Origin of the sequence: Shewanella vaxholmensis (genome assembly GCF_031932135.1) — a bacterium.
Classification (GTDB): domain Bacteria; phylum Pseudomonadota; class Gammaproteobacteria; order Enterobacterales; family Shewanellaceae; genus Shewanella; species Shewanella hafniensis.
This window is the reverse complement of sequence record NZ_JAUOEV010000027.1, coordinates 1-24,833: the sequence shown is the minus strand read 5'-3', so window position 1 is coordinate 24,833 and position 24,833 is coordinate 1. Positions and strand designations below refer to the sequence as shown.

Genomic DNA, 24,833 nt, shown 5'->3' with positions numbered 1-24,833 from the left:
CTAGGGTTCCTTTTTCGGTTTATTGCCTTCGAGGGCTTTCTTTTCAGCGAGGCGTTTTTGGTTGGCAGCGCGATACTTTAGGTCAGTAAAGGACAAGAAAGTGCTGTAAACGTTGTACTCCAGTCGGATATGGGTGGTGTCATTTTGAAACTCGGCTTTATCGAGGCGTAATGGCTCCGATACGAAGGGGGCCATTTTTATGCGTGGGTATTGGCGGCTAAGTTGTTCTTCTAGCGCCTTATACTTTTCTAAGGAGCTCGGGAAGGTAAACAGGATGGTTCCTAATGTTTGAGCGTCATCAAAATACAGCGCGGCGTCTTTAAGCTGTGGCTCATTAAACTGCTTGCCATCAACGACATAATAATTCCGTCTATCAGACTGTCCTGATGCAGTGTTTTTGTCTTGGAGCGTGTAGGATTGCTCAACTTCTTGCAGTGTGGATTTGCCCAAGGTGAGGCCGAACAGGGTGGTTTCAGCCTGAGCCAAGGGGCTTAATAAGCACAGCAACAGTGCGCCTGTTTTAATGATGTTCATGAGATTATCTCTTTGTGATTGAAAGTCATGGCTATTATCACATTTTTGGTCCTGTATTAAAGGGACTTGATTGACGTACTGTTTCTGCCATTTTTTCATCGTCACTTCGATTGTCTTGCGGTATTAGCGCGTGCGCAGCTTTTGCGTCTGCACGGGCTTGTTCCATATCAATGCTCTGAACATTTGAAGGAGTATGGTCGCGCTCTTCCTTCCAAACATCTTGTCTAATTTCAGCGTTACCTTGCGCAGCATGGCCTTGGATGCGCTCAAATTCGCCTGATTGATAGAGGCTTTCATTAAGCGGCGCAGGAGCATAATGTGGTGATTGCTGTTTATTGACATCAATGTCTGAAGCGTAACGCTCCTGAGCTTGCACAATGTCATCTCTGTTTTGCGGAAATTCATGATTTTTATATTGCTCAGCCATCGCTTTGACTTCAGGGCTGTTTGCAAATTCTTCGACTAGCTGGTTTCTCGTCTCTATCGCTTGAGGGGTTTCGCCCTTGATAACATCCATGAAATCCCCTTCCTGCTCTCTTGCCTTTCCGACGAAATTAACAAAATCCTGATTGAAATCGCGACCAACACTAATTGAGCCACTCTTCACGCTATTGGCTGCATCAGTGTAACTTTGTGCTTCGGTGAGCTGAGATTGGTAGTTTTTAGCTTGGGTTGTTGCTTCGTTAATTCCCTGTAGGAAGCTTTGCGTTTCACCTGCATTTTTACTGTTAGTTTCGCTCGCTTGTTCGCCGCTACTATATGACTTCACGGTGTTAACGTTAGTGCTGAACTGGTCAAGGTAGCTTTCTTGGCGACTTGCGCGTTCGCTTTCACTCATGCGCGAGCTGTTAGACTCATCGGTTGACCCTTTGGTGCCTGCATTGGCGGAAACATGTGCGCCAGAACCAAATATTCCACTCCCAGGTGTGCCAACTTTTACCCCTGCTTCTGCGGCTATATACATAGTGGTTAAATCGCTTAAGGCTTGTTCTTCTGACACGTTAAAATCTTTGGCATAAGACTTCACTGTGCTACTCATATCTGAGAAGCCTTTGTTATGGGAACCACTGTCGCCGGTGGCGCTATTGCTGCCATAACTGTTCGATGTATTAACTCCGCTCATTTGACTTAACGCGGCATTGTTGACGCTTGCAATGCTTGTACTGACTTGTTCACCTGAAACCTTGCTGGCATTGATGCTATCAGTGGCTGATTGAGATAATGAGTTTGATAACACATCATTACCGCTGATGTTCACCGGCAAGCTACGGCTTAGGGCATTTTGGCCACTAATGACTTGTTTGCCATCATCAAAGGTCGTGGTTTCATAACCGGTTGCATCTTGCTTGGTGTTGCCGTGAATACGTTCAACGCCAGTGGTGTCGATTTTATTGCCGTTGGTGTTGTTGTAGCTGTAGTTATCCACCTGAGCGTTACCCAAATTGATATCACCACTTGCCGCACTTGCAGAGGTGCGCGCGTTAACGCTGCTCATCATGCCCGCGAACTGATGCGACATACTGCTCATTACCGACGCGCCGCCTTTCATAATGAGCGGGACAATTAATGTCGGTACGCTCATCATTAAAAAGCCGGTCATGGCCGCATAGCGGGAGTGCATTTCTTGTAAGGGATCAACGTTGCTTAACGTGATACCGCCGTAAATGTTTGTGATTTCGGTGGCGTTAAGGGATAAGCGCGTGGTCATGATGAAGTTAATGAGGGCAAACATCACCGGCCATGTGCCAAGGTAGATAAAGCCTTTGAAATAGTTGCCGAGCACTTGAAACGTGAGTGAGGGGATCATGGCAATCGCCACCACTAAAAAGGCGACAGAGCTAAACAGCAAAAACAAAATTGATTGCAGCATGGGCAAAAATTCGCGCGCCTGCAGGGCCATTCCCGCCCACATCGATGTGGTTTGCATTTTGTTTTGTGTATAGGCGTAGTTGAATGCGGCGGCGGTGTTGTTGCTCACCGCTGCATCATCCGCGAGGCCATTTCGCAAGGCGTTAATCGTCATGTTTTGCAGCGTGATTTGCGACGCGCTTTGACTGATATTGGCGTACTTTTGATAACCACCACTGATGCTGGTATTCAAAAAGCTTTGTTGGCTTGTAGCCTTTTCACCATAAATCCAACTGCCCAGTAACTTGATGCTTTTTGCGCTGTCTGCTTGGAATAGTTGCTTGAGGCGCGGAAGGGCTTCTTTGCAGGTAGGATAGTCATTAGGACCCATTTGAATAGCCCGTAGCGGCGAAGGGTTGTGAGTCGCTAGAAAGTCCCAAATATCCGGCGCACTGGCTAAATCTCGCCATGTGTATTTATTATTGAGTAGCATATCTCCGCGAATACAACTGCTGATGTAGTGCTGCCAATAGCCTTTAAGTTGGGTGTTTTCTATCTCGCTTTGTCTGGATAACTTGTACAGCTCTGAGCCAAACATCATGCCCGTTTTACTGTATTGTTGATCATCCGGTACGTGAAAAATATCTTCCACCGTTTGGGTGGTGGCATACATATAGTGCGATGCCCATGAGGCTGGATACGCCACAATCGCCGGCACATTGTCCACGCGATAGTTCCCCGTCGGATTGGTTAGATCGGTAATTTGCACTGTGGCGGTGGTGTTCATGGCAAGCAATGGCACGGCAAAGTAAACCGCGCACCATTTCATAATCGCGTTATGGTCACGCTTGATGAAAAAGTGCAGCGCGGTGGCCACAACGGCAAACAGTGCGCAGATGCTTATCATGCTGGCAAATGAATCGGACTTGAACAGCACGGCAATGGCATTCATCACTTGTTTGGCCACGTCACCGTTGCTGTAGGTGAAAATCTCAACTGCCATGGTTATCGCTCCCCAAAATTCAAGTTGGCCTTAGCTTTAGCGCTCATGGCGCCCGTTATTTGCTGTTTGATTTGCTGGTTTTGCATAATGAGCTGGTGCTGCGATACGGCCTCATTTTGAGCTTTAGCGGTGAGTCCTTCTAAAAAGCGGTTGGCGTTGATAATGTCTCGCTCGATACGATCAATGTCTTTGGGATCATTGTTCGTCGCAGTGATAGAGGATTTCACAATCGACAGCATGTTTTGCAGATAGAGGGTAATAAACTGCACGCTGATGATTTTGGCGTAAGTATTGGTTTGGGGCGTGAGTCCAGCTTCTAGTTCAGTGCGTAAAAAAGTCATGATGGGCAGTGTCGTGTATTCGAGCAGCGACTTGTCGTTATCTGTGAGTGGCTGGTCGTTTTGCATCTTACTGGCGATGCCTCTGAGCAAGGTATCTACACGGTATTGCAGGCCGTGGTTACTTTGGATCGTGATCGTTTGTTGTGTCGGTGCAAGACATTGATCAATCGCTTTATTGGTGCACTGATAGGTTTCGGCTTTGCCGCCCTCTAACAGACTATTAATCAGGTTATTGTTGTCGGTCAGCAGTGAGCCATAGCCGCGCGCATTGCCAGTCGCGTCATAGATATATGTACCCGAAATCGACATGAGAAATTCTGCCAAGGTGGGATCGCTGGCAAGGAAGGTGTTTTTTAAAATGGCGGCCCAGACGATGTTGGTGTTTTTGCGCACCATGTCTTTTAGTGCGGGATCTTTCTTGGCGTTATCGAGCTGATTGTTAGCTTGACCGCCCGCGCCGCATTCTTGCTGGCCAGATACCCAATCCGCAAAGGCGTTATTTTGTGTACCCATGGTGGCACAAATGTATTTTTGACTACCTACACCCGCAAACCCCGCCAGTGCCGACACGCCCGCTTGGGCACTCTCGCAAGAATTGATCGACTGATTGAGATACTTATCAGCAATGGCCGTTAGCGTGTCCTTAATCTGTTTGATTTGCGGCGCCCACGTTTGCAGGGCTAAATCGACGGCAAACGGCGCGGCGTTAGCAATAATAGCCTTACCTTGTTGCACCAGCGCGTCAGAGTTAATGTGGCTGAATCCCCCCATAAACATATCAATACCGCCACAGCCTGCGGCAATGCTGGGCATTTGCACACTCACCAGTTGTGCGTCGCGAATGGGGCTGCGCACAAAGAGATTGCCGCCGCTGTAATAGTTGGCGCTTTGGCCTTTGAATGAGCCCGGATTGGTCACGTTCGTGCCATAGCCTAGGCCATTGAAAAAATCGTTTAGTGAACCTGAAACCCCCGCACTATGCGCGTGGGTTGTCAGCAAACATGAAATAGTGACGCCCAGTAGTGTGCGTGTCAGTGCTAAGCGTTTCATGATTTACCCCCTGTATTGCCGCTTATGTTGCCGTTATGGCGCGGGTGTAGTGTGCGTAGCGCACGCAAGCAAACAGCACTTAACAATGCATGCACTGGGACGAGTACAAATTTATAAATGGCTAGGGCCAGTAAAATATTGATGATTAACATCGTGTCCATGAAGGTTGCTCCTAACGCATGCTTGCAATGACTTGTGGGTCATTGAGGGATTGAAGGTAACTTTGTTGAAGCTGCGAGGGCGTCACATCACCGACGGTTAAACGGACAAACTTACGGGTATTGACGTTTATTAAAAATGTGGCGGGCACTGTCACGCTGCGCGGGTTCTCAAAGAAGGTGGCGGCAATGTCTGGCGTGGAAGGAATAGGCACTTCAAAACCTGCTATCCCTTGGTTGTCGAGCGAAAAGGCATAGGTATAGGTGCCAGTTTGCGCCGCAAGCTGTTTCAGTTTCGGGGCGAACTTGTGGCAAAACGGGCAATCAGAGCGAAAGAAAAACACTAACGCGTAATCATTCGGATTGGCTGCAACAGCCGCCCCCATGGGGGTAGCCTTCGCGTTGAAAGAGAATAGAAGAGTCATTAACATTACAGTGATGATGCGTTTCATGGGTATTTTCCGTTTAAAAGTCAGGGGCGAAATCGGTGGCCACGTTCAGGAAGCGGCCAAGTAAATCGTCTTGAGAGATAAAGCCATAAGCGAGCGGTTTCATTTCCCCCGTGCCAGGATTAACTAACACGAGTGCGGGACTAAACGGGACGTTTATGTGCTGGTCGTTTTGACGGTTCTGCACGATGGCTGGCAGTGCGACACCATCGAGCGTGACGCCAAGTAGCTCAATGCCATGCTCAGTAGCGAACTGCTGCACGCTGGGCGCTAGCGCAATATCAATTTCTTCTTGGCCTTTGTAGACAAAGAACAGCCCCCATCCCGCATCGGCAAGGCTGCGTACCGCGCGCATCTTCTTGTTGCGCTCTAATGATAAATAGGTGCTTCTTGCCGCTTGCTCTGTTGGCCTGTCTTTGGTGTAAGACAGCTCAGGGTTATCCAGCAGGACCTTTTTGAAGGTCATGCCAAACTCTGACGATTTATTACTGACGTACTGATTAAGCAGCATGGCCTTTTCCACTTTCTCGCTGTCTTGGCTGTTTATCGCCGCGTCATTGAGCGTGTCTTGGTAGTAGCTGTGGAACCAATCCATCTGCTCGGTGGGCGTCAGCGTTTTGGTGCGCGTGAGTGTGACGCTTGGCGTTTCGGCCTTTTTAGGCGCTTGCTTCTTGGGGGCTGTCGGTTCGTTATACCAGCGCCACCCTTGTGCATCCGTGGCGTTTGCACCGTGGCAAAACGTTGTCAGCATAAGGAGCACTAACGCGCTGCGCTTGTTGACCACTGCATCCCCATTTTTTGTGGACAACCACGCCAACGGCGCGCGGCTTGACCACCGAAAAAAAGGAGATGCTGCGGCATGTTGTAAGCGGTTATTTAACAACGTCCTCATGGTTTGGTTCCTCCAACCGACTGTTGTAAGCGTTTTTGAATTTCGTCAGTGCTGGGCAGTTCGATGGCGTCGTACATGTCTTCATAAAAATCAGAAAAGTCCATTGACGACATATCAATGCGTTGCAGTTCGTTGGGGGAAAAGGCGCTGCAATCAGGATGCTTGGCGCTGCCAAAGTTTTTACCCAATTGCGCGCGGCCTTCAACCTGCACAATGCGCGCGAGTTTGCTATCAAACGCGCAATAGGCTTTTTTCTTGCGGATACACACGCCAAGTACTTTCTCAGCGCAATATTGGCCAAGTGATACGGTGAGCTTGTCTTCTTTGGCGGTACCCAGCGCTTTTTCTTCTTCACTGCAGGACGTTAAGCCGATGCCGTTACCCCAACCGCTGTCCTGACAACAATTGCTTATCCCCAGCGCTTTATCGCTGCATTCCATGATGTTGCCTTTGAAAATGATGGCGCTGTTTTCGTTGATGTTGGCTTTGTCTTTCACATCACCGGCTGCGTCACTGACGGCGGCCAGTCCTGCCGCAGCATGGTTAAAGTCAGTGCTGCGAGTGGCCGCAGGATCGTAATAGTCACCACTGAGCGCAAAGCTGTCTGCACCGCAGATAAGGCCCGTATCGCGGCATTGCTGTTTATCACATAGGCGTTGTTGTTTATCTTTAATGCAAACGCCGCCAAGTTGGGTGTCACAGCTGGTTGATTGAATGCTGCAATCTGCGAGGGTGGTGCAGGTATTGGGAAAGGCACATTGATAGGTGGTTTGTTCTTTCCAGCAATCCAATGTCACGCTGATCCCATTAATCATGCGTGTTTCTTTACCTTCAATACATTGAGATTGGACTTGTTGGCACTCGGGGAGGACTGCGCCGCAACTGTTGTTGTAGCCAATTTCAACGTCGCTTTCTGTTGTCACGAATGTGATCGGTAGATTTTCGATTGGGAGGTAAAAAGCCCAATCCCATGTACCACCCAGAATAGTGCCAATATTGACTGTAAGTGGTGATGTACCGCCTTGATAGTTATCAGTGCTTAAGGTGGCGTTGACACTTGAGGGACAAAAGCCATTTACAATGCAGTCACCAGCGGCGCGTTGTGAAGGAATGTGGCCGATATAGATGTCATTAAGTTTGATTTCAAGTTTTGTCGCGCCACCCCAACTTGAGTAATCGCCGTTGAATCGTATCCGTTTAATTTCAGCGTTGGGATTAGGCAGTGTAATGGTAAATGGCGGCTTACCTGACAACCGGAATGAGTGCTCTTTTTCACGCGTTGACGTGCTTTTGACAAAGGGTGTTAGGTAGCATTGCACCGGATTATTGGTGGGCAACGTGCAAGAACGTGGCTGAGAATCGACTTCACAAACGAGCCCTTTTTCACAGTCATGATATTTAGATGAAATGCCGTGGCTGATATTGTAAGCATCATTTTGATAGCCAACGGCGGTATGGTATGCCGGATCGTTTTCATCAATCGTCGGGCGGCCATTATTAAAGCCACTCGTCACGGCTTGGGCTTGGCCATCCGTGCTCATGCCTTGCATTTTGGCACTGTCCATGGCGCTCGGGTTGTTGTAGTAACGGCTTTCGCTCGGGTTGGCGACTTCTTGCTGACATGTCGCATCTTTGCATAGGCTGTTAACGTCAAAACCGGTGTAACCCGCTTTGTTCTGATTCTGCTTGATACTGTCTTTGGCCCACTGCACATTGTCGCGGTAATCCTTTTCGCTGTTGGCCGCCACAACAGGCAAGGCGGCGCTCAATGTGAGGATGGCACTGAGGATTAAGGCATTATTCAACTGAGTCATTTCGCCCCCTGTGCTAATGTCTTCGCCGCAACATCGGGAATGCTGCCGTGTTGTGCTAGTAAGTTCAGCGCGTCATACAACGAAACGTTGCCGTAAATCACGTCAAAGTCATCGGTACTGCAGGGCTGTTTTGCCTGACATTTGTTGGGTCTTACAGCAACAAAGGCGGGTACTTGGGTAATGCCGAATTGCGTAAACCACTGGGGATTAATCGCAAAACCGCTCTGTATGGTTTTACCCTTGTTATCGATGAGGTGATTCATCTGTTTAACAGTGGCGGTAAAGCCTTGTGGCAGTACACCGCGCACAATGAGTGGCACTTGTAAGTCTGCGCTTTGCATGAGCAATTGCTGCAAACTGGTGGCAGGCATACCCAATGACACAAATACCATCACACCATTAGCATCGGCACTGGGGTTGGGCTTTGCATCGAGCAATGGTGATAGCGCGTTGTCTAATTGGCCTTTGCTTTGCGCTTCGAACTGACGAGCTTTATCAAACAGTGCGGCTTGGTCACCATTCAATGGGGGTAATGTGTGACGTTCTCGCATCGACAGCGCTTTTAATTCGTCAATACTGTAATCCGTTTGGGCGAATACCTGTGAAATTGATCCAAGGTATAAGCTCAGCAGTAAGGCTAATCCCTTGAATGGTTGTGAAAATAGAGAGTTATGCACAATTTTTGTGCATAACTCGGTATAAATTGTAGGTAATTTGGTCTCAAACTTTTTCATCGAAAATCCCTCTCCTTCTTGGTCACAAAAACACGCAATTGCGTTTTTTGAAGTTGATAAAACCAAAGTTGTCACCCGACACAGGGTTGTCGTGGCCACTTTCCCAGATAACGGTGGTCGTGGTGTAAGGGTGCGCCCATAGCGCATCGGGTATGGTGTTGGTCATTTGATAGCGATAGCGGGATTTGGGCATGAGGGGCATCGGCGTTTGATAGCAAATCGCGCCGTCTTCACCGTGGGATTCCCAAACGATGCCTTGGCGATGCAATTTGTAGTTCAGGCGCTCTAAAATCAACGTACCCGCCTGAATGGGCGTGTCGCGGTAATTGGTGGTGCCAGTCAGGGGGTAGGCACTGCCTTGTGAGCCCATACACCAAAACAGAAAATCAAAAGGCAATATGCTGTTAGTTGAGGTGGCCACGGCTTCGGTTGCACAGGCGAGTTGTGACACTAAATTGCCAAATAAAATGGCTTCGGGATTGAGGATAAAAGACAACTCATCGTCATCCCACAGTGGATCTATCTCTGTTAAATAGGCAATGTCGAAATTGTCTGTGGCCATACAGGCTGCGCTTTGCATAATTTGCAGCCAATAAATTACTGGGTATTTGTACCAGTGCCCATGATAAAACGCGCCATCACTGGCATCGTTATCGCGACTTGTAACGCGACCGCCAATTTGGGGGGAATTACTCATGTCGAGCTTCATGCCCATGTTGACCATGCAGTAAGGGACGCGCGTCACGTCCACTAAGGTATCAGGCTCCCAGTAGCCGATATTCAAGCCAATTTGCATAAAAATAGGCGGCGGTTTGGGACAAAATGAAATGGGTGATACAGGGTTGCGTGTATCGGGTAGGCTCCCAGGAATAATAGGCACACTGCCAATGGTCATCGGGAAGATACACGACCAACAAATGTCGGTCATCGGGTTAACGAACGTACCCGTACAGGCGGCCTGTGCGTTGGCTTGTGAAGGAATTAGACCCATCAATAAAGATAAGGCTACAAGCCACGCGAGTTTAATGTGTCGCATGGTTTGTTTCCTCCATGAATACAGGGAAATTTGACACATCTATTTCGCGCACTTGCCACATCACCCCCGCTTGCTTAACGACACTCGGAACGCGCTTAAGTGTTAATGCGCGGCTGAGGTTTCCTTGCTGGTCAAAGTAAACGCGCGCATCTAATTGGCCATGCAGTGTTTCGGGTTCGCCGCCCGTTAAAATCCATTTGATGGTGTGTGGCTTGTCATGGGTTGTTGCAAACTCTTTGGCCCATAACACTTGCTGCACATCATCCCCATCAAAAAACACCAGCGTTTTACTGAACTCAAACTTGCCGACGTTGGCCTTTTGCAATGCTGGCCATGTCTTGGTGTCAAATGGGTTTACGCGTGTCCCTTTGGGATAAATCAGGTTGCCCTTTGCATCATTGATATCTTTGGCCAGCGTTAAAGTGGGATCGACTAAAAACACCTCTGGGGTTTTAGTGGTAATGAGCCCCACCGGACGAGGGCGCTTAACACCCGCTTTGACATTCTCTTGGAATTGCTCGCGCATACTGTCTAGCTCACCCGTTTTTTCTAAGGTTTGCAGACGGTTTTCAATCCACTGCAGCATGTCAATTTCAGCTATGGGGAACACTTGGCCCACGGTGCCGATGGACGCAGCCTTGAGTGGTAAGAGTGGGCATAGCGCTAGCATCAGAAGCGCGAATTTATTCATTTAGCCGTGACCTCGCTCGCTTGGGCGCGGTTCGCCTTGTTTTGCGCTTGAAGGGTTTGCAGTAGTGACTGCTGAATTTCTTGGGTGACATTCACGGCGCCACTGACGACGGCGGGGCTGACTAACACCAAGACATGGTTATCAATGGCGTATTGCTGCACCACATCATCGAGTGTTTGGGTAAATCGAGTGATTTCTTTTTCGCGTTGTTCGTCGGATAGCTCGCTTTGACCGATAGATTGGTGAAAGCTCGCCACGGTTTCGTTAATGTCATACTCGACAACACTGGGTTCGCGCGTCACCCAGAGGGTTATCATGACGCCCAGCGTCACCAGCCATAAAATTGATTGTATGATGGTTTTTTCCATTTTATGCGGCCTCTTTGTGGGTTGCTGCGGCGGACAAAATGGCATCAAAGCGGGCCATATCATCGGGATAGAAATGTTGGGCTGTCAGTTCGATGGCATCGAGTAACGGCATGCCGCCTTTAATCAAGTTTTCGCAATATTCAAACTCTTTGGGTTCAGTTGAGAGCATGGCGCGCGACCATGGATCGGCAAAAATCCGGTGAAAGGACACTAGCCCGCCCGCTTTGAGCATGACGCAGGAATGACCCGCATCATTGGCGCGGGGGAATGACTTGATCATGTGTTGCTCGAAGGGCGAGAAGTGGTCAGGATGCTTGTTCAAGAAATCCCCAAAGCCATCACCTTGACGCAAGGTGATATGAATATCTGAACTGTTCAGTGCCGCTTCGGCCTCGGCGTTGGCAAAGAAGTCGTTCATGCCTTGCGTTACTGTTGCAAAGCTGCCGCCGAACTTACGCACTGTGCGATAACCTTCGTTGATGAAATCCTTACTTTGCGCATTCGCGCCGCTCATGAGCGACCACGCTTCTTCAATCACACAGATTTTCGGAATAGAACGTTGGCCAGATAAGTACATTTGTTGGCTAATCGTCACCATTAACGCGAAAATCACCGGACGTTGCAGCTCGCCTTTAAACCCATCGAGTTCAAGGGTGGTGATGTCGATATTGGGATCGAGCATCGAGGGCTTGTTGAAAATGGCGCCATGAATACCCGCCGAGCAGAACTTGTTTAATTGCGCAGCGATATCACTGATACGGGTATCGTCATTTTTTTGTGCGGCAATGTTATAGAGTGCCTTTTGCACATCGTCAATCAGCGTGTCGTTACCGCATTTTTGCCATGCCAGCAAAATAGCATCGCCAAGTAATGCCGTCTGAAATCCGGTGAGCTTTTCATCAGGTGATGCCATGGTGGCGATAAGCGCGGTGATGTTTCCCAACACTTCGGTGATGGGATCAATGGCTTGACCTTCATCATCGAGGATTGGGCCAAAAGTGCCCGCATCCCGCACGCTTAATACTTTGCCTAAGTGGGTAAACGGGTTGAGGAAAATCTGCGAACTGTCGAGATAGACGCCGCCTAATGTTTGAGTGAGTTTTTTATAGCTTTGGCCTTTGTCTAAAATCCATGCCTTGCCCCCTTTGGCAAAAATAGATTTCACCAAGGCTTGCATGAAGAATGACTTCCCTGCCCCTGAGCCGCCCGTAATCGCCATGTTGTAGTTATCACTGCCGCAGTTAAACGGATCGAAATAGCTAATTTGATGGCGCATTGTTGGCAAGAGTAGCCCTGCTGATAAGCGTTTGTAGTCAGCCACAATCGGTAAAAAGTTTACCAAGTTTGAGGTTTTCATCATGAAACACAGGCCCGCTTTTTGGCTGTCTTTCATAAAGCCTTCGCTCATTGAGAACGGGAGTGTGGACAGGGTGCACATGCCTTGCAGTTTATTGTTTCGGATTAAATCAATGCCTGCCGTGCGGAAGGTCGCAATCGCTTTTGAGGTGTCATGGCGTTGTTTCTCTTCTGTCGTATACAGGGTGACATTCAATGTCATGGTGGTGATTTTAAAGGCGTGTGAGCTGAGTCCTTTTTGTATCTCCTTGCGTTCAGCCAGTTCATCCGCGGCACTGGGGATCAACAACCGCATGGGGGAGTTGACCGTTTTGGTTAGTGAGCCAATTTTGCTGTCGTTACGGGTTGTTTGCTCACCCGTTTTATTAATATAAAAAGACACGCTGACACGGTAAGGGCATTGAACACTGTTCATGGTGTAACTGAGTGATGCAATACAGTTGGGAAACGCATATAGCCTAAAGTCGTTCGGCAGCCCCTTTAGCCCAAGATTGATTAAGGTGGTATCGACACTGTTGTCTGATTGCATCGGTGTGTGACGGATATTGACCGAATCACGATTAATGATGAACTCACTGTCAGGGCTGAGAATTTGGGTGTTGAGAGGTTGATACTCGTTATATTTAGCGGGCGAAACGCGATCTTGTTGATGCGAAAAATTTAAATGCTCGCGGCAATGCTCAATCAAATCGTCAGCGCCTAAGCGGCGAATGTGCATGCCTGTTTGCGCCAGCTCTGACTCAATGCCAAGGCGCATATCCAGCAGTGCGGGCATGTCTTCGGTGGTTGAAACAAAGAAAAACCCTTTGGTGTTCTTTAGATCGTAGTGATATGCGCTGCTGAGCTTGGTGCCAAAGCCTTTGATCGAACTGTGTTTGGCATAGATAGCTTCATTTGAGGCAAATTTATCGCAAATGGCATTGCGGCCACTGAGCAGCGCTTGATTTTGCTCGATGAGCTCACCGACTTGATTATTACCCACCATGACGAATTGATAATGCCATTTGTCGCCCTCTGGCAGTGTGCACACCAAGGCGTTCATGGTTTTGATCAAGTCGTCATTAGCCCCGCCAAACAGCGAAATAGCAAAGCCAAAACCAAGCGAATTAGCATTTTCAAAGACTTGTTCAGCATCATCATAAATGCGATAGGGCAATTCATGATGCAGATGGTTGTGCTGCTGTTTGCTGCTGGCATAGAGTGCGCCGAGATCGTTTTTAATACGTTGTTTCATGGCTTAATCCTGCTTGATGTATTTGGCAGGTCTACCCGTCCAACGGCTCTTATCGACCACGATGTAGACATCGCTGGTATCAACGTAATCACCTTGCTCGTTGAGGTAGGGGAAGATGGTTACTTTTTGGACTGACTCAGAGGTGCGCAGCGGTACACCGTGGCGGTCGCGGCGTGGCAAAGGGATAAAGTCTTGTTGTTGGCTCGCGAGCTTGGGAAGTGCAGTTGTGCTTTGGCCGCTTAAGGCTGTCACCGCAGGGCTTTGTGCTTGTGGCTGATTGAACACACCACTGTCGGTGAGTTGCCTCACTTCCATCATATTGGTACAGCCATTGATGCCGCCCACCTTATCGCAGGAATAGTCACTATCCAGCCCCGCCGCACAGCCACTTAATAGCCATGAAGCCAGTGCGATAATACTGGTGTTACGTAATGCATTTTTGCTCATGATTGGGTTCAAAATGTCACTCCTTTAATGAATTAGTTCGCACGGCCAAAGGCTGAGTTAACAGGGGGACGCTGGCCTTGTTGGTTATATTGCTGCTGTGGTGTAGGCGTGTTTGCGCCTTGGGCCTGCGGCTTAATATTCCCTGGCATCTGTTCTAACAGTGGGTTGCTGATAGTGTTGAGGATTTGCGCTGTGGCACTGACAGGATTTTGGGCTTGCTGCGCTAGCGCTTCTTCGTATTCTTGAATGCCAACCGGATCGAGCGGAAAGCCTTTCAAAAACACGATGTTGACGGTATTGCCCGGATTGAGCTCAATAATCGGGTGGTATTGCTCAGCTAATTTAATGTAGTAATCAGCAAGCTTGCTACCCACGCTTGAACTGGCACTGCCGGCTAAGTTGAGCAGTGCATCGGCCCCATTCACGCTTGAAGTTGACCCTAGCGCTGAGTTCGATGTGGTTTGGCTCAGTGCCTTACCTGTCTCACCAATGCCCGTCAAAATGCCGCTAATCCCTGCCATCTGAACGATTTTGCCGTTCTTCATAATGGCTGTACCGCGAATGCCATTGCGGCCATAGTTAAATACGGTCGCCTCGACTGGAATGTCGATGATTTCATCTTCAAAAATACAGCTGAGGCGAGTGGTGCGCACAATGCCGCGACTCGATGAGATTTCGCCGTAAGCCGCGCCCAAAACTGTGCAGTTGTTTAGTTTTGAGGGCTTGCCGTTAGGGAGTACACCTTGGTTAGTGGTTTGGAATACCATCGGCACCGTATCGCCTTGGCCATTCACACCCGCATTGGCATCTGCGCCGCCCGTAACGACAGCCGTGACAAACGTACCTGCAGGAACATAGTTCTCAGGGGTGCGTTTTTTTGGCAGGTTTTCTTCTGGCGTTTCCCAATTTAATGCAAAGGAATCGATGCCATTTTGGGTTGCAGGTGGCGGGATAGCGCCGCCTTGATAGGGGGCAGCATACCCGCTTTGTCCGTCACCCACGCTCGGGCGTGGCGGCAGCGTTTGTTCACCTAAGTAGCGTGTGCTTTGCCTAACGGGATAGGCAGATGCATCGATGCCCTCTGTCGAAAATTCATCGGTGACATTGCTATGCTGCATTGCATTTGCGTTTGCTGCATTAATCTTATCATCAATTCTTTCAGTGATGGTTAGTTGGAATGTCTCTAAATTACGTTTTAAATCAAGGCGATTAGCTTCATTGTTGCGCTCAATGGCTTGCATGCTGCTCAGTATTTTATCAATCGCTTTCTGCTGCTTATCTAAGGCAATTTGTTGTGCGGTGAGCGCAGACTGATTGTCTTTCTCGGTGAAATCTTTATCAATCACGGCACCAAAATCGATAGGATTGCCCGCTGCGGTTTCGGGGGCACGTTTAGGGGCAGACATATAGGCGTCGCCCGCTAAATAGAGGGCACCGAGTACCGTTGCCCCCACACCTGCAATCACCCAATTGCGTTTTTTATTGGCTTCATTTAACGCACTGCCTTGCTCAAAGTCGGCTTCGGGGTCCTTTTTGAAGTAGTCTAGGAGTTGCTTCATTGCATGCTCTCCCCGCCCGAGACAACAAACAGGTGGCCTGTTTGTTGTGGTGCTAATTCATAGGTTGATAAGGCTGCGGCTCGCGTCGTTGGGGAGTAGAACTGCGCCGTTGTGAGGGTGACTGGGAGTGCTGCGTGATTGGTTACGCGATAAATGATGCCGTTGAAATGCTTACCAGTGAACACAACGGCGGGCGCTGTTGTCAGTCCTGCCGGTTTGGGCATTTGCTCATTTAAGCGAGTAAACATGAGATCATCTATTGATGTTTCTGTGCCTCTCGGCTCGTTATTTGTCGGTTCTCGTTCAGCAGGGGCACTAACTACATGCACACGATAACCGTCAATCGGTTTGCCTGTGTTCAGGTAACGGATCATTTGCGCGGTAAACTCCGTCATCATGGTGGGGTAAGGGGTTTTCTTATCGAAAACGGAGGGTTGTTCTTCGCGATAATGTTCAGCAGTGAAGATAGAGGTCACGGCAGGAATGGCTTTAGGGCTGATGAATAAGCCGAAATGTCTGCCCTTTTCAGTTGATACATAGGCTGTAAATGGCATGGCCAAATTGAGGTTAACGCGCGCTGCACCGGATTTATCCGATTTAGTGCCAGTGACAACGCAAAATCCTTCTGGACAATCAATCGAGGTGATTTTGTCACCTTCAACGACTAAGCGGTTGATATCAACACTCGACAGCTCGATAGGAACCGTTTCGCTGTCATTGAATCCGTAGTGTTTTGGGGGCGTATTTGCCGCTAACACGCTCATAGGAAAAAGCGCGCAGGCAGCGAAAACAAGTGGGTAAGCAATCTTCATTATTTAACTTCCTTTTGCACTTTCTTAATGGCTTTGAGCGACAGTTGGCCATGGTCATAATTCATGGCAATGATGTAGCTGATGGTTTCGGGTTCTAGCGGGCGTTTCCCGACATATTTGTTTAACGTGCCTGTGAGTTTGACAAGACGATCGTCAAGGGCAATTTGGGTATCAACGATGGTGAAGTGACTGCTTATATTTTGTTTTTTAATCATGGCTGCATCTTCAACCAGTAAAGGTTGCATCTGATGCCAATCAGCTTCATCGATATACGTTGCGAGCTGTTTGTACTGATGGTCTACCGAAGCGGGCGTGACATTGAGTTTTAGAAAGGCAAAGTATTCGGCCATTTGCTGTAAATACGGTTCATCTATAGACGTGTCTGATACGGTAAAGGCTGCGCTGATGGTCGGTGGTACAACGGTGCGGCTTTTATTGAAATAAGCCATCCATACAATACTTGCTAGGACCGTGTTACTGATCATGGCTACGGTAAAGCCGATTAACAGAAGTGTGTTGAGGGATTTTGCAATGCGGATAAAGTCGATCTTGTTCTTTTGTAACATGGGGCATCCTTAGGGGGATTGGCCCCCTAATTCACATCATTTAACGTAACCAGTAGCGGCGACATGCCGCAGGCGTTCGTTTTAAAAATGAAGCGCTAAATTCTGCTGGGGCGTACCAATAAGCGGTGAGGCGTAATACGCTCATGCCGTATTGCGATTTCATTCTGCGCATCCCTAAAAACCATGAAGAGGCTAGTACCATGCCAATGAGCGCGTGATCCATCATGAATAACACGGCAAAAAACATTAAGGCAGGGACTATTTCATCCATAGCGAACCCTAATAGCGTAGGGGTGTTATTAAGGTGTTTAGGGATGCTAAAAAACTGAGTGGGATTATCCACGGCCTATAGACCTACGACCTTTAACCCAACGTTGATGAAAATGATGCCAACGATAAAACCCCCTATGGCTTTTCCCCAGTCTCTGGTTAAAAATCCCGTGAGAGCCCCTACACATAAGCCCGCCACCAGAATGGCAAATTGCGCTGTTGAACCTGTGCCAACGGTATCAACAATCTCATTTTTAGCGGGGGCGAATATGTCTATGGCATGTACATCCCAAGACAACAGCAAAGTAGCGACGATACAAATGATGAATAGGAAAGTGCAACGCATTATGAATATGGTGCTATCACTGGGTATATGTTTTGCGAGTCTTAGAATTTCTTCGTTTACTTCAGTTTGTTGTGCGTTAGGTTGTTTCTGAGTCAGAGTTGTCATATAACACTTCCTTTGTATATATTTAGGTGAGGCTTATGTAATTAATTATAATTACTTGTTTGATCATTGTTGTTTAATTGGTTTGGGCGGAGCATCAACAAAACTTAATAAACTATGCTCAATTCGAAGCTGTATTTCGGCTCGTTTGCTACGTGCTGAACGTTCACATGAATTAACTAATTTATTGTGATATTCACCTGTTAGAATAATTGTTATTCTTGAGTGATTTTTGTTAATTTTTCCATCGGACATGTAATCCTCATTTATATCTAGTTGTGCGACTATCGCGGCGAAGATAATAAGTGAAAACAGATACCGTTATTAGTTAGGAAATTCCTAACTTGAAATGAAACTTAAATTGAGTTACGTAATACTTGTATTAATAGTTTATTTAAAAAGATAGTTCTAATTTCATTAGATGACGTGCATCCAAATTCTGCTCTGAGATCGGCAAGGTGCCTTTCAATTGCCGTGCGCGAGCAGTCTGCTTTGGCTTGTAATTGAGATGGTGTCATTCCTAGTGAAAAATCCTTCATTACTTCTAGCTGCCGTTGCGTAAGAGTTGGGAACAACTCACGGAAAATAGTGATCTCGCTTTTATTTAGAGGCATATTTTTTTACTTCTTTATTGAAAAATCGATATGTTCTATCATGAATAAAATTACAAGATTACTGTATTACAGTAAACTTACTGTATTACAGTAAGGTGGTCAATACAAAATGAATTATTATGAAAAAAAATTATAACCCTCCTACTTCGTCTAAAACTGAGCTTGTGACGTTTAGGTGCCCAAAGAAGCTTAAGGAATTGATGGACCAAGCTGTAAAAGATGGTAAATATCAAACAATTACAGCTTTAACTGTTGAGGCTGTTAAGGATAAATTGCAATTCGACCCCGATTCAGATGCATAGTTGATCTGTTTTGCATTGGCCTTGCAATTTTTTTGATGAGCTATTAAAATACGAAGTAGATTTTGAAGCAAAAGTGCATTACATAGCACGCTACTACATAGTTTTCTATGTAGTGTATTTTTCAAAATTAGAGTGTGTTGGGGGTGGTTCCCTAACGTGAAGCATTCGACAACGAAGCCGACTTACCACATGGGTCGGCTTTTTTGTGCCTAAAATTCAAGCCATTGAAAGATCGTTGATCTTTGCGATCGATAAGATTATAGTGATCAGCAATGTTTGAACTAACCATTCAAACAGCCCTAAAACATGTGGAATCAATATAATGCCTAATTATTTCAATGGCTGCGTACCTTTGCAGCACCAAAATTTAAGACACTTAAACCCCATATGCCAGCGTCAGTTGATCTTGAGATCATCTTTTCGTGAGTGCATTGTGGTAGTGTCTCATGCAAAAATCTAACGCAGATAAAGCACGTCAGAAGCGTCAGAGACTACGCAACGAAAAACGCGCAGCTGCTCTTCATGTAAAAAATAATAAGCATGATGTGGGCTCTAATGCCTATAAAGCTAGTCTTGACGGTTTTAAGCTTAAAGGTAGCCGTTTACCTCGATATTTTAATGTGGTGATCAACAATGCGCGCCGGCTGATTTATAGCCGAAAGTTAGACGTTGATAATGGTGGCGTATCACGAACTATGTCTGAACGTACTAAGCGAAAGCTATTTGAGATATCAGTTACATTGATAACTACATGCGATCTTATGAGCGGCCAAGTGGGTAAAGCTAAAAACATAGGGTTCGATCCTACCAGCCATGATGCACTCATGCTTGCTCACGCTAAGCGCTGGGGTGAAGCGATACCAAGCTCAACTTGGTATCGCTTTATCGATATGCTTAAACTTGCAGGCGTCTACCTGGTTCAAGAAGTTAAAAAAGCTGACGAAGAAGGTACTATTCGTTCTCGCGCTGCTTATAAGTGGCTATCACCTCAATTTTTACAATCGATTGGTGTTTATTCCGATGATATAAGAGCGCAAATTAAGTTTTCGTATCAGAAAGCTCTTGATAATGGTTTATCGTTTACGTGGCGCTGCTTCAAGCGTCAGCTGCCATTGAGGCAACGATTTACAGCGGATATGTTTTTCTCCTCTAACGTTAATCCCCCCAGTACGCATTAATCGCTATTTTAAGCTTACCGTCATATGGCGGCGCCCTTCCCTACCCCAACGATAAATAACAGCTAATTTTGCTAGTTAAAGGCTTACATTTCACTAAATTTTCATCTCTCTCTGTTAGCGATTGACGTTAATTCGTATGTTTTTCTCATAGGTTCGTAGCTCTTGTGGATAAGGTATGTATATCCTTATTAAATTGGGAGTAAGAAAAAGGAGTAAAATTCGGGAGTCCAAAAGCTTTTTTCTTTTAAGAGCTTACTTATTAGTAAAAGATAACTTATTAAAAGGAATCAAAAGCAGTGGATAAATCCACTAAATGCATAATGCCTCGCCAATTCCTAGCTAACGCTAGGGGCGATATCTAAAAACAGTGCTGTAAGTTAATTTTGTCTACGACCGTTAAAATTCAAACGCGCTGTATAGTAAGTAGCTAAAGAAAAAAGCGTCTAGCAGAAGGGATTTGCAAGCTAAGTGCCAAAGTGGCGAAGAAACGGAGTAAAACTGAGATTTCCAAAAGCAAGAGGAGTTGATCTTACAATAAAATGGTTGAACCATTTTATTGTAAGATCACTTGAATATGAGCGAAGTAAGAAAGGTTAAAAATTTATAAAGGTATTTAGACCTAGCATTAAAGAGCAGGAACTTAATCCCTGCTCTCTATGGTTTATTGTTGAAGTGTTAGTTGTTTAAATACTCGCTGTTGTAACCAATCAGGTTTCGTTACTAACCATTGAATCAACAATCCCGATGGGATCATTGGTAAGTCGATTAGACGCGCTTTTTCAATTTGGTTATACTGAAATTGTGACATAAGTTTAGTTACCTTTATCCTAAGTTGTGGCACAGGCCAGTGATGATCTTGACCATCATCATTGGCCGTATTTTTATTCATCATTTCTCATTTCAATACCCTCAACTACCGTATTTTGTTGTTTGGCCACATTAACAGTCTGACCAAATTCGGGTACTTTTACCTTTAAAATAGAAATTCCATCGAATATAAGTATACACCTTAAATATTAAGGTATACACTTATATTTAATTATTTAAGGAGAATTTCATGGATAGCATGCAGACTACAGAGACTTTTCAAGTGCTTAAAATGGGGGCTGATGCCTATATTAAGCGACGTAACCAACGGTTATTGTCAAATCACCGGAAAGAGTTGCGAAAATTTACGCGTGCGGAAGCCTTTACCTATTTGGACATTGACGCAAAAACACTTGATAAATATGTATCTACAGCAGATTTTGATCCAAGGCGGCATGAAGATTCTCAATGGCTAATCAACATAGAAGAAATGTATCAGTTACGAGATTTGCTGCCAGAAAACTTGCGTAAAGCATCTAAATTTAAGCGCAGTGATAACCAAAAAATGCAGGTTATTGTTATACAAAATCAAAAAGGTGGTGTTGGTAAAACCGTTTCTGCCGCAACAATCGCTTCAGGCTTGGCTACAGAGTTTCATCAAGAGTATCGGGTAGGCCTTATCGATATGGATGGTCAAGCTACTTTGTCCATGTATTACGCACCAGAAGCGGATCTAGAAGGTTGTTTATCTGTTGGCGATCTCATGATGAATAATTTTGATCTAGATGAAGGTGAGACTCTTGAACAAGTCGTTTCAAACGCATTCTTACCTACAACTATACCTAATCTCCGTATTTTGCCGGCATCACAAAGTGATAGAGCTATTGAAGGTTGGTTTCATGAACAAGTATTTGGTCAAAAGTTAAAGTCTCCTTACTCTCTTTTGAACACGATCATCAATGCTGTTCAAGATGAATTTGATATCATCATTATCGATACCCCTCCCTCATTAGGGTATGCAACTTATAATGCATATTTTGCCGCTACCAGTGTAGTTTTCCCGTTGTCCATCACAGAAAACGACATTGATGCTACTTGTTCCTATTTTAGTTATATCCCTCAAGTGTGGGCTTTATTGGCTAATGCTAATCATCATGGTTATGATTTTATGAAGATTTTAATTACAAATCATCGTGATAGCGCTACTACAACCGATCTAATGAATAGTTTATACGATCATTTTGCGCCTTATATGTACTCAAATGAATTTAAACATAGTGAAGCTATTCGTCAGTCATCTTCGTTGCTTTCTACCGTGTTTGATATGTCTAAGAGTGAATACCCTAAGAGTAAAGCGACTTTTCAAAGTGCACAGCAAAATTGTTATGAAGTAACCAGCCAAGTCCTAAGAGATATTGTGAACGTCTGGCGTGAACAGGAGCAAGCATAATGGCTAAAAAACGTGGGGTAATGAGCCCTCTAGGTAATGCAGTTGGTGCCGAAGAAGCACAAATAAATGCAGCCAAAGCTAATATTGAGTCTTTAAAACGCCAAATTACAACTGAAATAGAAAAAGTAAGTGAAGATGTTACGTTATCTCTTCAAAATCTATTTGGTCTTGAATCTGTAGGTAAAAGCTTCTTATGGCAATTAGCTTCGGGTGCTACCGCTACATTTACCGAAGCAACGTTATCATATGAACAAGTTCGCGATAGTACCTATGTGACGTTTGATGTTAACGGGCGTGACCAGGCATTATTAAATGCAGATTCTCTACAAGATCTCGATTCATTAGCCTTCCAGCAATTTTACCCAGCCGTCGCGAGAGAAGTGAATGGTAAACTCGATGTGCTAGATGGTTCTCGACGCAGAGCTTGGTTTTTACTGCAAAATGGTGAAGTTGATATATTTCGCATACTGGTAACTAAAGATGATATTTCACTTTCAGATGCTAAAGCTCTAGCTAAACAGCTCCAAACCGCAAAAGAACATAACCTACGTGAAATTGGACAACAATGCTTATCTTTGGAAAAAGCGAATCCTAAGATTACACAGGCTCAAGTAGCAGCTCAACTTGGAATGAGTCAGGCTGGTGTGAGTAAAGCTTTAAAAGCCGCTAAGGTCGATGAACGTTTGGTGAAGCTTTTTCCTGTGGCTAATGACTTGTCACACACTGACTATGCTTTGCTGAATAAAGTTATGGAAGTATATGAATTTGAAGATGAATTACTATCATTCATCAATGGTTTGACTAAAAAATTTGTCATTATTCAGGCTGAATATTCAAGGGAAGAACGTAAATCAGCTATCACCAAAGCGATAAAAGCAGAACTTCAGATTGCTAAGGATATGAAAAATAAAGCACTGGTTAGCGTTACTAATCTTGCGACATTTGATAGTTCTGGCATTTATGCAAGAAAGCGTATCAAAGGGCGAAACTTCGCTTATGAATTTGGACGATTGTCTCTAGATGTTCAACAGCAGTTAGATGTTGCTATTGCTGATGTTTTGAAAAAAAATAAATTTAATACAACATCTGATTTTTAATAAAAAAATTAGTTTTACGTCACTCAAATTAGATAATTGCTTCGCTCATGGTAAGTAATACGTACAGTACACTTATTACATATTAAAACACTTTAGCCACACCTTAAATATTGCAGATTTGTAACAGTAGATAACTCAGAAATATCTACTGTTCTTTTTTTTATTTGCAGTATATGACTTCGGATCGATGTGTACATATATGCTAGAAATAATTGAAATTTTTCAGTGGTGGAAATTTCCAACATTCTCGCGATAAAGTGTACCGATTAATCTGGACTCGGCATCGGCCAAGCCCAACAAGCGATTTACGCCTTGCAAACAGCGCAACGTATAAATACTAAAACGTTAAATACTCGGAGTCATATGGATACATGTAGGGTCAGTAGCTTTCAAGAGCTACACGAAGCACTCAGTAAATACCGAAAGGATAATCGGTGGATGTTTCGTGGACATTCAAATTCTGAATGGCTACTTGTACCAACAGCCGGTAGAGAACCGTTCTCAGATTCCGACGACGAAAGAATGTTTCGAGCTTGGCAGCGAAGATCTGTAGAGTTCCTAAGTCCAAGACCATCAAATGAATGGGAATGGCTCTCTATTGCCCAGCATCACGGTCTTGCGACGCGTTTATTAGATTGGACATATCAGCCCTTGGTGGCGACTTTTTTTGCCGTAAGCACTTATCATGAAGGCGATGCTCATCTTTACTGCTTAAGAGCAGATAAAATCTATGAACAAACAGATGCATCACCGTTCAAAGCAAAAACTTTGGCAAAGTATAAGCCACACACTGTGGCCTCTCGCATTGTTAGGCAAGGCGGTCTTTTTACAATTCACCCTGAGCCATCTATTCCGTTAACAGAAGCAAAAAGCACAAAAGATACACTTGAACTTATTGTTATTGAGGCTAAATTTCGCGAGCAATTGCCTTTTGAGCTATCTCACTATGGAATTAATCACTCATCTATATTTCCAGATCTCGATGGTCTTTCAGAACATATAAATTGGTATAGTGCGAATAAAGACTACTGGGTTACACCTGAGGACTCTAGCGATGGTATTTAACAATCGCAAGCACTGCGACTTGCAAGCTCGCGCGCGTTTCGGGCGTTAGGTATTCAAAGTAGCTAAGTGCTATATGATCACGATTATTAAATTTTGAGGTTTAAGATATGGCAACAGATAAACAAGAAAAATTTGCTAGATATATATGGTTACTGTTTGTTGTAATGGTGTCCTTTGTATTTACAGTATCCTATAACTCTTACACTGGGTTTGAGTTTTATGGTGAAAACACAATAATTAAACAAATAGCAAACCAACTATTTCTCCTTCCATCCCCTTTAAACCTAATTTGTTTAATTTTAGGGATGTTTTTTCATCCTATTGTTGCTTTTTTTGCTTGGCACAGAAGAGTGATAGGCGGTAGGCTAATCACGCGTATACACAAATTTATCTTTAATATTCACAAAAAGGTTTGAGCTCGTACCTAACTAATATCACCGCAGCTGTGGTTGATAAGTTCATTAAATCTTTTACTACATTATCCAGCGAATATAACTCTAATGAGTTCTCTATTCCTATTGAATACAAGCTTGCTTTGGCCCGTAAATGAAATCGACTATAAGTTAATTGTTGCAGTTAGAGCTAAAACGCTTTTGTCCCAACTAGTGTCTGGCCGATCAGTTCTGGCACGTTTATGCCCCAAAACGTGTTTCGCAGTTCAAAAGGTAAATAGGATGAAAAGCTTTGTCCATAGAAAAGCTAATCTGAAA

General features: G+C 45.3%; 25 protein-coding genes. 5 read left to right on the top strand and 20 right to left on the bottom strand.

The window, feature by feature from the left end; genetic code table 11:
* The 19 genes from Q4Q46_RS18900 to Q4Q46_RS18810 form a co-directional block, all read right to left on the bottom strand.
* On the bottom strand, positions 1-534 hold the full coding sequence (locus tag Q4Q46_RS18900; RefSeq protein ID WP_012197888.1) for a hypothetical protein: 534 nt from the start codon (positions 532-534) through the stop codon (positions 1-3).
* 37 nt (positions 535-571) lie between these two features.
* The gene (traG, locus tag Q4Q46_RS18895) at positions 572-3,385 is read right to left on the bottom strand and encodes a conjugal transfer mating-pair stabilization protein TraG (RefSeq protein WP_012197891.1); all 2,814 of its coding nucleotides are present in this window, start codon (positions 3,383-3,385) and stop codon (positions 572-574) included.
* 2 nt (positions 3,386-3,387) lie between these two features.
* The gene (locus Q4Q46_RS18890; RefSeq protein ID WP_012197892.1) at positions 3,388-4,776 is read right to left on the bottom strand and encodes a conjugal transfer protein TraH; all 1,389 of its coding nucleotides are present in this window, start codon (positions 4,774-4,776) and stop codon (positions 3,388-3,390) included.
* Positions 4,777-4,948: 172 nt separating this feature from the next.
* Positions 4,949-5,386: a type-F conjugative transfer system pilin assembly thiol-disulfide isomerase TrbB gene (trbB, locus tag Q4Q46_RS18885; RefSeq protein WP_012197893.1), complete on the bottom strand. Its 438-nt coding sequence runs from the start codon at positions 5,384-5,386 to the stop codon at positions 4,949-4,951.
* A 13-nt stretch (positions 5,387-5,399) separates the two neighbouring features.
* Complete coding sequence (gene traF / locus Q4Q46_RS18880; protein ID WP_012197894.1) at positions 5,400-6,275, bottom strand: type-F conjugative transfer system pilin assembly protein TraF; 876 nt, start codon at positions 6,273-6,275, stop codon at positions 5,400-5,402.
* On the bottom strand, positions 6,272-8,089 hold the full coding sequence (gene traN / locus Q4Q46_RS18875) for a type-F conjugative transfer system mating-pair stabilization protein TraN (protein WP_311906757.1): 1,818 nt from the start codon (positions 8,087-8,089) through the stop codon (positions 6,272-6,274). Before traN ends, traF begins: the two co-directional genes overlap by 4 nt.
* Positions 8,086-8,823 (bottom strand): type-F conjugative transfer system pilin assembly protein TrbC, encoded by a 738-nt coding sequence (trbC, locus tag Q4Q46_RS18870; protein ID WP_220773237.1) that lies wholly within the window; start codon positions 8,821-8,823, stop codon positions 8,086-8,088. Before trbC ends, traN begins: the two co-directional genes overlap by 4 nt.
* A gap of 22 nt (positions 8,824-8,845) precedes the next feature.
* A complete protein-coding gene (gene traU / locus Q4Q46_RS18865; RefSeq protein WP_012197965.1) occupies positions 8,846-9,859 on the bottom strand; it encodes a conjugal transfer pilus assembly protein TraU in 1,014 nt (337 codons plus the stop codon).
* The gene (gene traW, locus Q4Q46_RS18860) at positions 9,846-10,550 is read right to left on the bottom strand and encodes a type-F conjugative transfer system protein TraW (RefSeq protein WP_063883625.1); all 705 of its coding nucleotides are present in this window, start codon (positions 10,548-10,550) and stop codon (positions 9,846-9,848) included. Before traW ends, traU begins: the two co-directional genes overlap by 14 nt.
* Positions 10,547-10,918 carry a TrbI F-type domain-containing protein gene (locus Q4Q46_RS18855; RefSeq protein ID WP_311906755.1) on the bottom strand — a complete coding sequence of 124 codons (372 nt, stop codon included), beginning with the start codon at positions 10,916-10,918 and terminating at the stop codon, positions 10,547-10,549. The genes traW and Q4Q46_RS18855 overlap by 4 nt, the downstream gene beginning before the upstream one ends.
* Before the next feature lies 1 nt (position 10,919).
* Positions 10,920-13,508 carry a type IV secretion system protein TraC gene (gene traC / locus Q4Q46_RS18850; protein WP_311906754.1) on the bottom strand — a complete coding sequence of 863 codons (2,589 nt, stop codon included), beginning with the start codon at positions 13,506-13,508 and terminating at the stop codon, positions 10,920-10,922.
* 3 nt (positions 13,509-13,511) lie between these two features.
* Positions 13,512-13,967, bottom strand: coding sequence for a type IV conjugative transfer system lipoprotein TraV (traV, locus tag Q4Q46_RS18845; RefSeq protein WP_014615237.1), 456 nt, complete (start codon positions 13,965-13,967; stop codon positions 13,512-13,514).
* Positions 13,968-13,987: 20 nt separating this feature from the next.
* Complete coding sequence (locus Q4Q46_RS18840; protein ID WP_012197902.1) at positions 13,988-15,514, bottom strand: TrbI/VirB10 family protein; 1,527 nt, start codon at positions 15,512-15,514, stop codon at positions 13,988-13,990.
* On the bottom strand, positions 15,511-16,326 hold the full coding sequence (traK, locus tag Q4Q46_RS18835) for a type-F conjugative transfer system secretin TraK (protein WP_311906753.1): 816 nt from the start codon (positions 16,324-16,326) through the stop codon (positions 15,511-15,513). Before traK ends, Q4Q46_RS18840 begins: the two co-directional genes overlap by 4 nt.
* Positions 16,326-16,892 (bottom strand): type IV conjugative transfer system protein TraE, encoded by a 567-nt coding sequence (gene traE / locus Q4Q46_RS18830; RefSeq protein ID WP_311906752.1) that lies wholly within the window; start codon positions 16,890-16,892, stop codon positions 16,326-16,328. Before traE ends, traK begins: the two co-directional genes overlap by 1 nt.
* A 40-nt stretch (positions 16,893-16,932) precedes the next feature.
* Positions 16,933-17,235, bottom strand: a complete 303-nt coding sequence (gene traL, locus Q4Q46_RS18825) for a type IV conjugative transfer system protein TraL (RefSeq protein WP_012588992.1) — start codon at positions 17,233-17,235, stop codon at positions 16,933-16,935.
* A 3-nt stretch (positions 17,236-17,238) separates the two neighbouring features.
* Positions 17,239-17,613, bottom strand: coding sequence for a hypothetical protein (locus Q4Q46_RS18820; RefSeq protein ID WP_012588991.1), 375 nt, complete (start codon positions 17,611-17,613; stop codon positions 17,239-17,241).
* Between the two features lie 63 nt (positions 17,614-17,676).
* Complete coding sequence (locus Q4Q46_RS18815; protein ID WP_012588990.1) at positions 17,677-17,865, bottom strand: TraY domain-containing protein; 189 nt, start codon at positions 17,863-17,865, stop codon at positions 17,677-17,679.
* Between the two features lie 101 nt (positions 17,866-17,966).
* A complete protein-coding gene (locus Q4Q46_RS18810) occupies positions 17,967-18,224 on the bottom strand; it encodes a hypothetical protein (protein ID WP_012197905.1) in 258 nt (85 codons plus the stop codon).
* Between the two features lie 119 nt (positions 18,225-18,343).
* Here Q4Q46_RS18810 and Q4Q46_RS18805 point away from each other — a divergent pair, with 119 nt between their 5' ends.
* Positions 18,344-18,526, top strand: coding sequence for a ribbon-helix-helix domain-containing protein (locus Q4Q46_RS18805; protein ID WP_012197906.1), 183 nt, complete (start codon positions 18,344-18,346; stop codon positions 18,524-18,526).
* Between the two features lie 446 nt (positions 18,527-18,972).
* On the top strand, positions 18,973-19,704 hold the full coding sequence (locus Q4Q46_RS18800; RefSeq protein ID WP_012197907.1) for a hypothetical protein: 732 nt from the start codon (positions 18,973-18,975) through the stop codon (positions 19,702-19,704).
* 661 nt (positions 19,705-20,365) lie between these two features.
* Here the strand turns inward: Q4Q46_RS18800 and Q4Q46_RS18795 are convergent.
* Complete coding sequence (locus Q4Q46_RS18795) at positions 20,366-20,593, bottom strand: hypothetical protein (protein ID WP_014358140.1); 228 nt, start codon at positions 20,591-20,593, stop codon at positions 20,366-20,368.
* A gap of 168 nt (positions 20,594-20,761) precedes the next feature.
* Here Q4Q46_RS18795 and Q4Q46_RS18790 point away from each other — a divergent pair, with 168 nt between their 5' ends.
* The 3 genes from Q4Q46_RS18790 (at position 20,762) to Q4Q46_RS18780 (ending at position 24,123) form a co-directional block, all read left to right on the top strand.
* Positions 20,762-21,961 (top strand): ParA family protein, encoded by a 1,200-nt coding sequence (locus tag Q4Q46_RS18790; RefSeq protein ID WP_011979538.1) that lies wholly within the window; start codon positions 20,762-20,764, stop codon positions 21,959-21,961.
* Positions 21,961-23,058 carry a ParB family protein gene (locus Q4Q46_RS18785; protein ID WP_311906751.1) on the top strand — a complete coding sequence of 366 codons (1,098 nt, stop codon included), beginning with the start codon at positions 21,961-21,963 and terminating at the stop codon, positions 23,056-23,058. Before Q4Q46_RS18790 ends, Q4Q46_RS18785 begins: the two co-directional genes overlap by 1 nt.
* A 438-nt stretch (positions 23,059-23,496) precedes the next feature.
* A complete protein-coding gene (locus Q4Q46_RS18780) occupies positions 23,497-24,123 on the top strand; it encodes an FRG domain-containing protein (protein WP_172837314.1) in 627 nt (208 codons plus the stop codon).
* Positions 24,124-24,833 lie beyond the last annotated feature (710 nt).